We start from the raw sequence: 12,431 nt of genomic DNA on the forward strand, positions 1-12,431 counted from the left end.
CAACGTCACGATACTTGGACAGCGTTCGCCGTGAGGGCGAAGCGGGGTGCTTGCCACTCAGGTGTGTCCGGTCTCGCCAGGCTCAGTGCACGCGCACGATGATCTCGGAATGGCCCAGCCGGATCACGTCGCCGTCCGCCAACTGCCACTCCTGCACCGGTGCGTTGTTCACCGTGGTGCCGTTGGTGGAGTTGAGGTCCGAGAGCAACGCGACCTGACCGTCCCACCGGATCTCGAGATGCCGGCGTGAGACTCCGGTATCGGGCAGACGGAACTGCGCGTCCTGACCGCGGCCGATGACGTTGGCGCCTTCGCGGAGCTGGTAGGTGCGGCCACTGCCGTCGTCGAGCTGGAGGGTGACCGCAGCGCCGCCTGCGGCGTAGCCACCCGGCTCGCCGTAGCCGCCCTGGGGGGCGCCGTAACCGGGCTGGCCGCCTTGCGGTGCGCCGTAGTCGCCGCCGGCGTAGCCACCCGGCTCGCCGTAGCCGGGCTCCGCGTAACCGCCACCCTGCGCGGGCTCCGCGTAGCCGCGGCCGTAATCCTGCTGCTGGCCGTATTCCTGGCGCCCGTAGGGCTGGCCGCCGCCGTAACCGCCCGGCTCGGGGTAGCCGCCGCCCTGGCGGGGGTCCGGACGTCCGTAGTCGGGCTCGCCGCCGTAACCGGGTTGACCACCCTGAGGGGGCTGCGGGGGCTGGGCGTAGCCGCCGCCTTGCGGGCCGCCGTAGCCGCGGTCATAACCGCCGCCTTGCGGGCCGCCGTAGCCGGCGGGCGGGCGCGGCTGCTCGTAGGACTGCGGAGGGTAACCGCCCTGATCCGGGTAACCACCTTGATCGGGGTAGCCGGCTTGATCGGGGTAGCCGCCCTGGTCCGGGTAACCGCCCTGGTCGGGGTAGCCACCGCGGTCCCCGCCGTATCCGCCGCGCTGCGGGGGATAACCGGCCTGATCCGGCGGGGGGTAGCCGCCCTGATCCGGCGGCGGGTAACCGCCTTGCTCCGGTGGGTACTGCCCGCCGCGGGGGTCATCCTGAGGGTGGCCGTAACGGTCGTCGTAATAGTCGTCGCCGGGCCGCCCTTGTCCCTGGCCGCCGCGGTAATTCGGGTTATCGGTCATAGGTGGTTCTCCTGATTCTGTGGTGAACGCATGGTCGCCGTGGGCTCGCGCGGATTCGCCAGCGGTCGAATCGGGGTTAACCGCGCCATGTGCGCGGAACTGTCCGGTGTGCAAGTTCGGTGATTGCTCGAATCTAACGACCACATCACCATACGTTTGCCACCCCTGATCACGGATGAATCCCCCCAGATGTTTGGCGAACGCGGTCGAGGTCAGGTCAGTATCGGCGCTTACCTTCTTATAGTCAGTGCCACTGAGCGTAATTACGTAGGCGTTCGGTGCCAAAACTTGTCCACCGGCCACGGTACGGGCCCGGGACTCGGCTTCCCGGCACAACGCCGTCTCTACTTCCTGCGGCACTATCGAGCCGCCGAAGACCCGGGCGAACGCATCGCCGACGGTCGACTCGAGTTTGCGTTCGATGCGGTCGACCAGACCCATGTCACCGCCCGCCTTTTCTCGTTGTCGTACGTCGCCTCGACACGGCCACCCGTGCTCCCGCGTGTCGCACTGGCCACACTGCTCACAAGCATGGTATCGGCCCAGTGCCCAAATGCGGGACCAACAGAACTCTGAGAATCCGATCGATGCAGGTCAGTGACCTGATCTAGATGAGGTTAAGGATTTCCTGACAGTCTGAAGGACACCCGATCGCCCCGCTGATCGGGCGGTTTGGGAACGGCGCGCCCGCAGTGTTACGCTGCCTCGGTCATTCGGGCGAGTGGCGGAATGGCAGACGCGCTGGCTTCAGGTGCCAGTGTCCTTCGGGACGTGGGGGTTCAAGTCCCCCTTCGCCCACAGAGAGCGGTTCTACGAATCGCAATCACTAAGGTCACGAACCAGAAATGGTTCGTGACCTTAGTGCTTTGTGGGGGCGGCCATTGGCGCGGGCCAGATCGGAGCGCTGCTGACTGTCATAGAAGTCGTGGGCGGCCAGGCCGTCCAGGAAACGACACCGCCGCCTGGTAAGCGATGTGGTCGGCATCATCACAGCAGTCTCCTCGGCTATCCCGTATCGAACCCGGCACGAGCCCGACGAAGCCGAAGCCTTGTCCGACGTGCGTGGCGAATCCCTCTCTGCCAGACGTCATGTCGTGGAAGGCAGAGCTGAGGCTCGTCAGTTTGGTGTCCTGAACGGGTGATCGGCAGGGATAGGCTGATGCCGGTTGTTGAGAGCACCACAGGACCGGGGGAGTCGATGGCGCTGTTCGGTATGCGGCGGAGCGCCGGCCCGGGACGGGACGAATAAGGTGCTGGGTCGTGCCTGATCGAGGGTCGGGCAGACCGATGACCCATGGCGGGATGTTTCTTCCGGCCTTTCGCAGATCCTTCCCGCAGGGGTTTGGATCTGCCCCGCTCGTGTATTCCGCGACGCCGCCATCCGTCCGGTACGGGCCACACCTTTACGCGCCGCAACGGGGCGAAGTCAACCGCTGGCCACGCTGTCGATCGTGTTCGACGTCGGCGACGAACAGGGCCTGATACGGGGCCCGCGACGTGGGCACGCAGCTCGAGCTCGTTCACAACAAGATATGGAGGACCAATTGAATCCCAGTGGAAACGACCCATTCCAGGGCAGTGGCGGTGGGTGGCCTGGCAACCAGCCGGTACCGCCGCAGTCACCCTGGAACCCTACGGGCCCTCCGCAGGGATCGGTGCCATCGTCGTATCCGCAGCCTCCGATGGTCGGCGGGCAGTGGCAGGCCGGTCAACCCGGTCCGTGGAACGCACCGCCCATGATGAACGCGCCGTATAGCCAGCCGCCCAACAACAAAGGGCCGTGGATCATCGGGGGTGCGATTGCCGGTGTGCTTGTGCTGGTGCTGGCGATCGTCGTTGTCGCAAGCAATCTGGGCGACAGTGATGAGTCGAGTGATGGCCCGCTCGCGACCGGCACCACCACCGCAGAATCGTCGGGGTCCACAAAGACGACGTCGAAGAGCCCGGCGACCACCTCGACAACGGCTGCGCTGCCCGGCGCTGACGGCACCGTAGAGGCGCCGGAGTTGGCGGGGGTGCTGTTGTCTGCCAGTGAGGTCGAGAAGAAGCTTTATATTTCGGGCTTGACGGCCGGTCCGGTCGAGACGTCACTGTCCACCGATCCCGTCACGCCCCCGAACTGCGCGGGTGTCTGGGCTCCCGGTGCCCAATCGACATATGCCGATTCCGGCTACACGGGCGTGGCAATCCAGACCGTGCAAGGCGCGACGGGATTCCACTTGGTTCAGGCCGCGGTGTTGTTCCCTGACGAGGCGGCCGCGCAGGCGGCGTTCCAAAGGCAGGCCTCCGACTGGACGACTTGTCGATTCAAGACACTCAACGCCACCTACGACGGGCTGGGCACCGACACGGTGAAAACCACCGGCAATGGTGAGGACAAGGACAAAGAGTTCCTGAACATGTCGATTTTCACCGACACCACCGGGGCTGACAATGCGATCACATGTAGTCGCGCGGTGTCTCGGAGGGCCAATGTGGTCGTCGATGTCCGGGGCTGCACACGCGACAACGTGACGGCCGGCTTATCGGTAGCTCGCGAGATCGGCGCGAAGATCAACGGCAAAAGCTGATCGGTTCCCGCACCTACTTGCGCGCCAAAAGCTCCAGCAGGTAGTCGCCGTATCCGGACTTGGGCAGCTCTTTGGCGCGCGCGGCCAGCTGGGCGTCGTCGATGTAGCCCTCGCGCCACGCGATCTCCTCGGGTACACCGATTTTGAGTCCCTGGCGGCGTTCGATGGTGCGGACGTAGTCACTGGCGTCGAGCAACGAGTCGAAGGTGCCGGTGTCCAGCCACGCGGTGCCGCGGGCCAGTACCTCGACGGCCAGCCGGCCCTGGCTCAGGTAGGTCTGATTGATCCCGGTGATCTCGTATTCGCCGCGAGCCGATTTATGGAGCGATCGCGCTATTTCTATGACGTCGTTGTCGTAGAAGTACAGCCCGGGGACCGCGTACTGGGATTTGGGGACGACAGGCTTCTCTTCCAGCGACAGCGCCGAGCCGTTGGAGTCGAATTCGACGACGCCGTAGGCCGTCGGGTTCGCCACCCAATAGGCGAATATCGCTCCGCCGCTGACATTTTGGAAGCGCCGCAGGCTCGTTCCCAGGCCGGGGCCGTAGAAGACGTTGTCGCCCAACACAAGTGCCACGGAATCGGTGCCGATGTGCTCGGCACCGATGATAAAGGCTTGCGCCAGGCCCTCGGGCTGTTGTTGGACTGCGTAGGTCAGGTTCACCCCGAAGGCCGAGCCGTCACCCAGAAGCCGCTGGAACGCCGGGGCGTCGACGGGGGTGGTGATCACCAGGATGTCGCGAATGCCGGCCATGATTAGAGTGGACAGCGGGTAGTAGATGAGCGGTTTGTCGTACACCGGCAGCAGCTGCTTGCTGACGCCCGTCGTGATCGGATGAAGTCTTGTGCCGGAGCCGCCGGCCAGGATGATTCCGCGCACGCTCGCCTACACCCCGACGGGGTTTACTCGCTTGTCATGGCCCAACACGCCCGTCACCATAGCGTGCCCGTCAGCGCAGGTTCGACGAATTGACTGCCTAGCGCAGTACGTACGACGTCATCGACAACGACCCGTAGGTGTAGCCGGTGACCAGGGTGTCTACCGCCAGGCCGGAATCTGCTGCGGCACCGGCAAGCCCGGCGAAGTACAGCATCGGGATGAAGTGGTCGGTGGTGGGAACGGCGGCCGCGTAGTCCGGATGCGCCTCGAGCTCGAGGGCGTCGGCGGGGGAGTGGGTGAGTTGTTCTCGTGCGGCGTCGTCGAACCGCTTGGCCCAGGCGAAGCCGTCCTCGGGGCGGCCGGGGTCCATGCCGGCGAGGTTGTGCACGATGTTGCCGCTGCCCACGATCAGCACACCGCGCTCACGTAGTGGCGCCAGCTTGGCCCCGAGCCGCAGGTGGTATTCGGCCGGCTCGTTGGCGTTGATCGCCAGTTGCACAACAGGTATGGCCGCGTCGGGAAAGGCGTGTACCAGCACCGACCAGGTGCCGTGGTCGATGCCCCAGCTGTCCATATCGGCACCCACCCAGGTCGGCTTCACCACGTCGCTGACCTCCTCGGCCAGCTCCGGCAACCCCGGCGCCGGGTACTGGACCTCGAACAGTTCACGCGGGAATCCGTAGAAATCGTGGATGGTGCGCGGACGCGTCATCGCCGTGACCGCGGTCGCGTTGATGTACCAGTGCGCACTGATCACCAGGATCGCCCGCGGCCGCGGCGCGGTCTGCCCGAAACTGCGCCATGCCTCGGTGAATCGGTTGGACTCGACCGCGTTCATCGGACTGCCATGCCCGATGAACGCCGCGGGCATCAGTCCGGTCAAGCCGGTCATATCGGGTTCTCCCAATGATCCAGGCAAACCAGTTCCTCGACCGGGCGTCGTCGCACCGGCCCGTGGGAACCGCGCGGCCAGCCCACCACGACGTGGCCGGCCAACATCCAGTCCTCGGGCACCCCGACCGCCTCGCGCAGCAGTGGTTCACCGCCGTAGGACGCCCAACTGGTCAGGCACGCGCCCAGCCCCTGCGCCCGCGCTGCGAGCAGGAAGTTCTGCATGGCCGGAAAGATCGATCCGCCGAGCAGCAGTTCCGAGGCGGTGGGGAAGCGCTGTTGAGTGAACAGCACCGAGGTGAACTCGCCTGCCCGGTCGTGCAATTCGTAGGTGGCCCGGTTGTTCTTGGCGCGCCGGCTGGTGTCGTCGGGCGTAGGCCGGGTCATGCCGTACACGGGTTCGATGACACTCAGGGCCTGCGCGGCCGCCTTCGCGACGACTGCCCGCTGCTCGGCCGAACGCAGTACGACAAATCGCCAGGCCTGGGCATTCGCTCCCGACGGCGCCCACACCGCGGCCTGCAGGCAGCGGGTCAGCGTCGCGTCGTCGACCGGTTCCTCGGTGAAGCGCCGGATGGTCCGCGCTGTCGACATCACTTCCCACACGTCGTCGCTGGCCGGCGAGCTGGCAGAAGGCATGTGTCGAAGTTATGCCTCGGCCCACAAACCCATCGCATCGGCCCGGCTCACCATGTGGCGGTGACCAGGCCGCTGCTGCGGTAGCGTTTCCGGGTGTGCAGGCCAGTGTGGGTCTGACACTTCAGGAGTTCGCGCTGTTCGAGCTGCCGGAGCAGGTGAGCGTAGCGCTCATGTCCGGCGGGGATTTGGTGTTCTGATGCCCGATCTGTATCCCGTCGACGATTCCGACGACGCGGATCCCCGGCTGGCGCCGTTGCTGGCCTGGCGTCAGCAGCTGGTCGATTCCGGCGCGGTCGCGGCTCGCAGTTTCAAGGAAGCCCATCTGCGGCTCGTGCTCCGGTCCGGGCGCACCGACGTCGAGCAGATCCGCGAGATGTTGCCCGGCTCGGTCGCCGAGCACGCCGAGGAGATGGCCCGGCTGCTCGCCGAGCTGGAATCCGGGGCCCCGGGCAGTCCGCCGCAGCCGGCGTCGTCTGCAGCCGGTGACGTGCACCCGATCGCGTTCCGCCACGGCGAGACTCGTCCCGGGGTCGTCGAATTGAGTTGGCCCGACTACCAGGCCAACGGGGGAGTGGTGCTGTACCGGGTCGTCAGTGCCGAGGACCGGGCGCCCCGATCACCGGAGAACGCCGACCTCGTTGCCGCGACGCCGTTGTCGGCAGCCAGTGACGATCGGCCGTTGACCGGACCCGTGCGCTATTACCAGGTCTGGGTCATCACCGGAACTTCGCGCGCGGATGCCCTGAGCACTCGGCCGGTGCTGCATGCCGGCGGGGTGCTGGTCGCCCTGCCCGGTGACGTGTCCATCCGGGAGGACGGCGGCCTGGTGATCGGGAAGTGGACGGCGCCGCCCGCGGCGAGCTCCGTACACGTGTACCGCATCCCGCTCGATGAGGTCGACGGGCCGGTGATCGACGAGTCGCGCTACCGGATTCTTGCCGACGGTGAGCACCGGACCGGTTTCGTCGACTCGGGGGCCGCCCGGGGTATGCGCTATCGCTACCGGGTGCGGGCCGCGGTCGACGTCGACGGGGTCGTGCAGCTGTCCGAGCCGGTCGACGCCGACGTCGAGGTGTCGGCGGTACTGGCGGCGGTCACCGACATCTCGGTGGACACCGCCTTCGACGGTGAGTCGTTCGACGTGTCCTGGGCGTCTCCCGGAGCAGAGGTGGCCGTCTATCTCAGCCAGACCGGTCCCAGCGCCGGTGGGGTGTCCACCGAACTTCCCGAGAACGCGCTCGAGCAGGTGGGGCTGGCCCCGGACCTGCGGCTGCAGCGGCCGGTGGCGAATCAGGCGCAACCCGACGGCGGTAACCGCACGCTGATGACCGGGGTGCCCTGGCCGCAGGGATGGAGCCGGGCTTACGTCACGCCGGTGACGATCCTGGCCGGGCGGGCCGTGCTGGGCCGCACCGTGTCGGCGGTACACACCGGAACCATCCGCGATGTCGAACTCGTCGAGTACTGCAACAAGCAGGTGTTGACGTTCGAATGGCCGGCCGGCGCGGCCGGCGTCGTGGCGACCCTGGCACCCAAGGGGCACGACCCCCGGACCGGACTGACCGGCAGGTCCTTCGAGATCTCGTTGGAGGACTACGAAAAGTACGGCGGCATGCACCTGACCGGTGAACTTCCGGTGGGCGGATGTTCACTGCACCTGGCGCCGGTCGCGTTCTCCGGTGGGCGACGGGTCACCGGGCCGGTGGCCAGCATCGAGTACGCCGGCATGTTGAGGCTGCAGTACGCGGTGCGGATCGGGCGCGACGCAGCCGGTTACCCCACCACGGCGACCGTCGCGGTGCGTTCGGAATACGAAGTGCCGGGCTCGCCGGCGTTCGTTCTGGTCAACAACCCGCAGCGGATGCCGCTGAGCGTGCACGACGGTCAACCGGTCGACGTCGCGCCGCTGGACGCGCAGGGGCAGTTGGCGGATCACCCGTCCAAACATCTGCGCTGGACGGCGGCGACGGCGTCGGGCGCCGGCGAACTGTGGGCCGCCAACGTCAGTGGCCTGCACGGCTGGATCCGGCTGTTCCTGAATATCACCGACCCGCTCCAGCTGCGCACCGTCGCATTGCTGGACCCGCCGGCGCAGACCTTGCAGCTCACCGCGACGGTGTTATGACGTCGCGCTACGGCCAGCTCGCCTACACGTCTTTCGATGCCGTCGGGACCACAGGTGGCTGGCAGCTGAAGGAAACCAGCGGTGGGCTCACGCCCGAAGAGACGCAGGCGCTGATGGCCGGGGTGCACACGGTCTTCCGGCCGGTGGGGCAGCCGCCTGATTTCCCCACCCCCGAGCAGCTCGAGCAGGGTCCGCGCCGGCTGGCCTACCGTCACGGCCCTGACGGCGCCGGCTACTGGCACACCTTTCCGGCCGGGTCGGACAGCACGGGCCGGCCGGGCAACGTGTTCGCCCACGTGCTGTTGGATCGCGCGCCCGACACCCATCCACGCTGCCGGGCGATCCAGCGTTGGCGGTCGCCGCATTGGCTGCAGCCATACGGCGCCGCCGCGGTGGCCCGTGCCGAACTCCCCGGGGACCTGCCGGAGCTGGGCGCTGCGGTGACCAAGGACAGTGCGGTCGCGTTCGCACTGGATACCACCACCTGGCGGCTGGCGACGCTGTTCGCGCTCCTGGATGCGGTGGCTGCGGCGCTGGAGGGTGGGCCGCCCGTGGTGCTGGGTGTGCAGTCCCCGGACGCGGCGGCACAGTGGATCGGTTTGGTGAGTTTCCTGATGTCGCCGGGAACCGCGGCGAGGCTGAGCTTTTCCACGTTCGATCGCGCCGAGCAGGTTGCGCTGCACGGCGGTCAGGTGCTGAGCGCGGTGCCGATCGAGGACCTTTCCGCGGTCGAACCGGGCCTGGTGCTGATCAGCGAATCCGAGAACGTGTCGCTGGGTGAGCTCGGCGGCGATCCGCACCGCACGGCGGGCGGGCACCGGATCGAGGTGACCCGGTGGTCGGTGATGGCGCAGGTGGTGCTGCTCGATGTGGCCTCGGCGCGCGGGGTTCTCGATGACATCGACACGTTGTCCAGCCAGGTACGCGACGACGGGCTGCATCCGGCCTGGCCGATCGCGATGGCGGTGGCCGGACACCCGGAATTCGCCGACGCCCAGGCCGAGGCCTACGAGGTGATCGCCGCGTATTCTCCGGCGGGTGCGCTGGTCGGGTCCGAGGCCGCCCACATCATCGCCGATGTGCTCTCGGCCGTGGTAGGTGTCACCACAGCCGACGCCTGGCGGGTGCGGCACGAGTTGCCGGACGGGGCCGGGGCGACGTACGCCGACGCCACCTACTTCGCCCGGGCCATCGTCGATGACGCGTGGATGGCCCAAGACGGACCAATCCCGTTGGGGCCGAGAATGTTTCACGGGAAACCAACGCCTTCGTCGTTACGGGTGGCCATCGGGCCGGCCCTGGATCGGGCCCGTCAGCTGGGCGCCGACCGGTTGCTGAGGGTCGTTGACCTCCTGTTGCGGGCCGGCGTCGTCGATGATCGCCTGCAGACGGCGTTGGTCACCGATGTGGTGCCCGGCCTGGCCGATCCGGGGGTGCGCGGTTCGATTGGCGCCGCCGATCGGCTGTCGTTGGGCGCATGGTTGCTGCGCGACGGCGATTCCGACGGCAGCGCCATCGGCGACGACCTCCTGGACTGGCTCGCCGATGCCGGTCCGGTGCCCGAGCCCGCCGAACTCGCCCGTGCCCAGCCCTGGGATTCGGTGTGGATCCGCGCTGCCCTGCGCGGGTTGCGGTCGCGTCGTCGCGGAGCTCGGTACCCGGGTGATGCCGGTGCGCAGTTGTGGTGGCTGCGGCTGACCGAGCCGGAAAAGTTCGAGGCCGCCGCGGCGGCCTCGGTCTGGAATCCGTCGGATCTGCTGCTGGCCGTCGGTGCCGAACCGCTGCCGGGCCGGGCTGCGGTACGCACGCTCGTGGGTGCCGCGGATTCGGCCGCGCTGTATCAGTTGGCCGGCAAGGTGATCGACGACAACGACGACGGCGACGGTGTGGTGGTGGCCTGCGCGGCGGTTCGCCACATCGAGCCGCGGGACTGGCTGCAGCAGCGCTACCTGCAGACCCACCAGAGCTCTTATGTGCCGCTGTGGGGTCAGGTGCTGGCCGAGGTGGAACCCGAGTCGGTCCACCCGGATTGCTCGGTGCGGCTGCTCGCGTTCGCGCTGTTGGGTGTGCTCGGCGGGCAGCCGTATCCGCCGGCGTGCAACGCGTTGGCGGCCGAAACCGGCAGCGGCGCAAAGGCGGTGGCGCGCGTACTACCGCTCGTCGACGGTGGTCTGCTGGCGCCGGTGACGGTGGTGGCGGTCAGCCTGTTGCGTACCGCGGCAGCCGAGTCCGCCGCCTATGTCCTTGATCCGGTGGATCAGCTCGCGGGCGTGCTGGCCGGGAAGCTGGCTGCCACCATGGGAGGCGCCGACGCCGAGTCCGTGGTGGTGTTGATGGCGCAGTTGTCGGGTGATTCTTCTGAGGGGACGATGCGCGGGTACCGAAAGATGGTGAACAGGTTGCTGACGCGGCGAAGCGAGAGTCCGTCGCTGGCGGAGCGACTGAGGGGGAGCCGGGGCTGACATGAGTAAATGCCCGCGTTGCTTCACCTTGTTGAGTCCCAACAACCATCTGTGGACGCTGCCTGCCCAGGCCGGTGGTACCCGGTACCGCGACGATGTCGCCTCGGCCTACGTGGGTGCACCCGCCGATTGCGGCCCGCTGTACACCTGGACCCGGAGCCCGGGCTACAACGGTCCGCCGCCGCCGCCGTCGGAGGCGAACCGGGCGTTGCAGGGCGCCGCGGTGGAGATATGTCCGGTCTGCCACTTCACCCTCCCCGAGGGTTTTCGGGAGGGCCATGCCATCTGCATCGCGCTGGCCGGCGCGCGGGCGACGGGCAAGAGCCTCTACATCGCCGTGCTGATCAAGCAGTTGGAACTGCTCTGCGAGCGGTTCGGTGTGGTGTTGGAACCGGTCACCCGGGCCACCGCCCAGAACTACGCGACCAATTACGAGGGGCCGCTGTATGTGCAGCGGGGCCTGTTGCCCCCCACCCCGACAGTGCACACCCAGGCCCCGAATCAGCGTGAGCCCCTGGTGTTCTCGATCGGTGTCTGGCACGGCGTGCGCCGGTTCCTGGTACTTCGCGACGTGGCGGGGGAGGACCTGGAGAACGGTGACCTTCGCGCGCCGCCCTTCCAGTTCTTCAGCCACGCCGATGCGGTGTTCTTCATGTTCGACCCGCTGCGGGTCAAGGCCATCCGCGATCAGTTGCAGGATCTCCTGCCGCCCCAGCCGTTCAGCGGTGGAGAGCCCCGTTCCGTCCTGGGCAATCTGCTGTTGGCGGTCAACCCGGGTCAGCCCAAGCTGGCGGTGATCCTGTCCAAGTTCGACGTTTTGCGGGCGCTGCGCGACGTGCAGGGTTCGGAGTGGGCGCTCGTCATGTCCAACGGGGGAGCCGCCTTCCTGCGGGACACCTCCGATGGCAAGCAGTACGACGACGTCGACGCTCAACTGCTCGACCAGGAGGTGCGCAGCCTGCTGGTCCGCCTGCACGGCGGCTCGATCGTGGCGGCCGTGGAGAACCCGTCCGCGGGTGCGCGGCTGGCCAGCCGGTACTTCGCGGTGTCCGCACTCGGGCATCCGCCCACCGGAAACCGGTTGCACGCCAGAGGTATTGCCCCGTTCCGGTGCGTGGATCCGGTGCGTTGGGTGACCTCACAGTTCGGTGTGTTGTAGCCCGTCGGCCAGGTAACCGACCGCGTTCGCGGGTGACTGTGCGGCCGTGGCTATGGTGGGCTGACCGATCAGAGAGGTGACAGGTGGGCAAGAACGAGCGCACGAAGATCGTCATGAGCGACGATGAGATCGCCGAATTCATCGAGCACAGCCGGACCGCGACGATGGCCACGGTGCTGCCCAGCGGCCGGCCTCACCTGGTCGCCATGTGGTACGCGGTGCTCGACGGTGAGATCTGGTTCGAGACGAAAGCCAAGTCTCAGAAGGCGGTCAACCTGCGTCGCGACCCCACCATCACGGTGATGATCGAGGACGGCGACACCTACAACACGCTGCGCGGGGTGTCGATCGACGGGGACGCCGAGATCGTCGACGATCCGGAAACCATTCTGCGCGTGGGTATCAGCGTGTGGGAGCGCTACACCGGTCCCTACACCGAGGAGATGCGCCCATTCGTCGACCAGATGATGAACAACCGCATCGCGGTGCGGGTGGTGCCCAGCCGGCTGCGCAGCTGGGACCACCGCAAGCTCGGGCTGCCCGAGATGCCGGTGGGCGGCAGTACGGCGCAGTATTTGGGGGCGAGTACCTGAA

At 67.4% G+C, this 12,431-nt stretch carries 9 protein-coding genes and 1 tRNA gene; 6 read left to right on the top strand and 4 right to left on the bottom strand.

Features of this window, described 5'->3' with window-relative positions; translation table 11 throughout:
- Positions 1 to 82: 82 nt before the first annotated feature.
- Entirely contained in the window at positions 83 to 1,552 is a 1,470-nt protein-coding gene (locus tag ACZYZF_RS04160) for a DUF3662 and FHA domain-containing protein (RefSeq protein WP_463834615.1), read from the bottom strand.
- Between the two features lie 274 nt (positions 1,553 to 1,826).
- Here ACZYZF_RS04160 and ACZYZF_RS04165 point away from each other — a divergent pair.
- Together ACZYZF_RS04165 and ACZYZF_RS04170 are read left to right on the top strand one after the other, a co-directional pair.
- A tRNA-Leu gene (locus tag ACZYZF_RS04165) sits at positions 1,827 to 1,909 on the top strand.
- Between the two features lie 857 nt (positions 1,910 to 2,766).
- Positions 2,767 to 3,681: a sensor domain-containing protein gene (locus ACZYZF_RS04170; RefSeq protein ID WP_463834617.1), complete on the top strand. Its 915-nt coding sequence runs from the start codon at positions 2,767 to 2,769 to the stop codon at positions 3,679 to 3,681.
- 13 nt (positions 3,682 to 3,694) lie between these two features.
- On the opposite strand, the gene rfbA is transcribed toward ACZYZF_RS04170, so the two are convergent.
- The 3 genes from rfbA to ACZYZF_RS04185 all read right to left on the bottom strand — a co-directional run bounded on the left by rfbA (position 3,695) and on the right by ACZYZF_RS04185 (position 6,091).
- On the bottom strand, positions 3,695 to 4,561 hold the full coding sequence (rfbA, locus tag ACZYZF_RS04175) for a glucose-1-phosphate thymidylyltransferase RfbA (RefSeq protein WP_463834618.1): 867 nt from the start codon (positions 4,559 to 4,561) through the stop codon (positions 3,695 to 3,697).
- A gap of 97 nt (positions 4,562 to 4,658) precedes the next feature.
- On the bottom strand, positions 4,659 to 5,432 hold the full coding sequence (ygiD, locus tag ACZYZF_RS04180; protein ID WP_463835132.1) for a 4,5-DOPA-extradiol-dioxygenase: 774 nt from the start codon (positions 5,430 to 5,432) through the stop codon (positions 4,659 to 4,661).
- A gap of 17 nt (positions 5,433 to 5,449) precedes the next feature.
- A complete protein-coding gene (locus tag ACZYZF_RS04185) occupies positions 5,450 to 6,091 on the bottom strand; it encodes a nitroreductase family protein (RefSeq protein WP_463743392.1) in 642 nt (213 codons plus the stop codon).
- 196 nt (positions 6,092 to 6,287) lie between these two features.
- Here ACZYZF_RS04185 and ACZYZF_RS04190 point away from each other — a divergent pair, with 196 nt between their 5' ends.
- From ACZYZF_RS04190 to ACZYZF_RS04205, 4 genes are all read left to right on the top strand, one after another.
- The gene (locus tag ACZYZF_RS04190) at positions 6,288 to 8,216 is read left to right on the top strand and encodes a hypothetical protein (protein WP_463743391.1); all 1,929 of its coding nucleotides are present in this window, start codon (positions 6,288 to 6,290) and stop codon (positions 8,214 to 8,216) included.
- Positions 8,213 to 10,678, top strand: coding sequence for a GAP1-N2 domain-containing protein (locus ACZYZF_RS04195; protein ID WP_463834620.1), 2,466 nt, complete (start codon positions 8,213 to 8,215; stop codon positions 10,676 to 10,678). The genes ACZYZF_RS04190 and ACZYZF_RS04195 overlap by 4 nt, the downstream gene beginning before the upstream one ends.
- A 1-nt stretch (position 10,679) precedes the next feature.
- Positions 10,680 to 11,837, top strand: a complete 1,158-nt coding sequence (locus ACZYZF_RS04200; RefSeq protein WP_463834621.1) for a hypothetical protein — start codon at positions 10,680 to 10,682, stop codon at positions 11,835 to 11,837.
- Positions 11,838 to 11,920: 83 nt separating this feature from the next.
- Positions 11,921 to 12,430, top strand: a complete 510-nt coding sequence (locus ACZYZF_RS04205) for a pyridoxamine 5'-phosphate oxidase family protein (protein WP_463834622.1) — start codon at positions 11,921 to 11,923, stop codon at positions 12,428 to 12,430.
- Position 12,431 lies beyond the last annotated feature (1 nt).

Source organism: Mycobacterium sp. IDUB_24 (assembly GCF_055419385.1).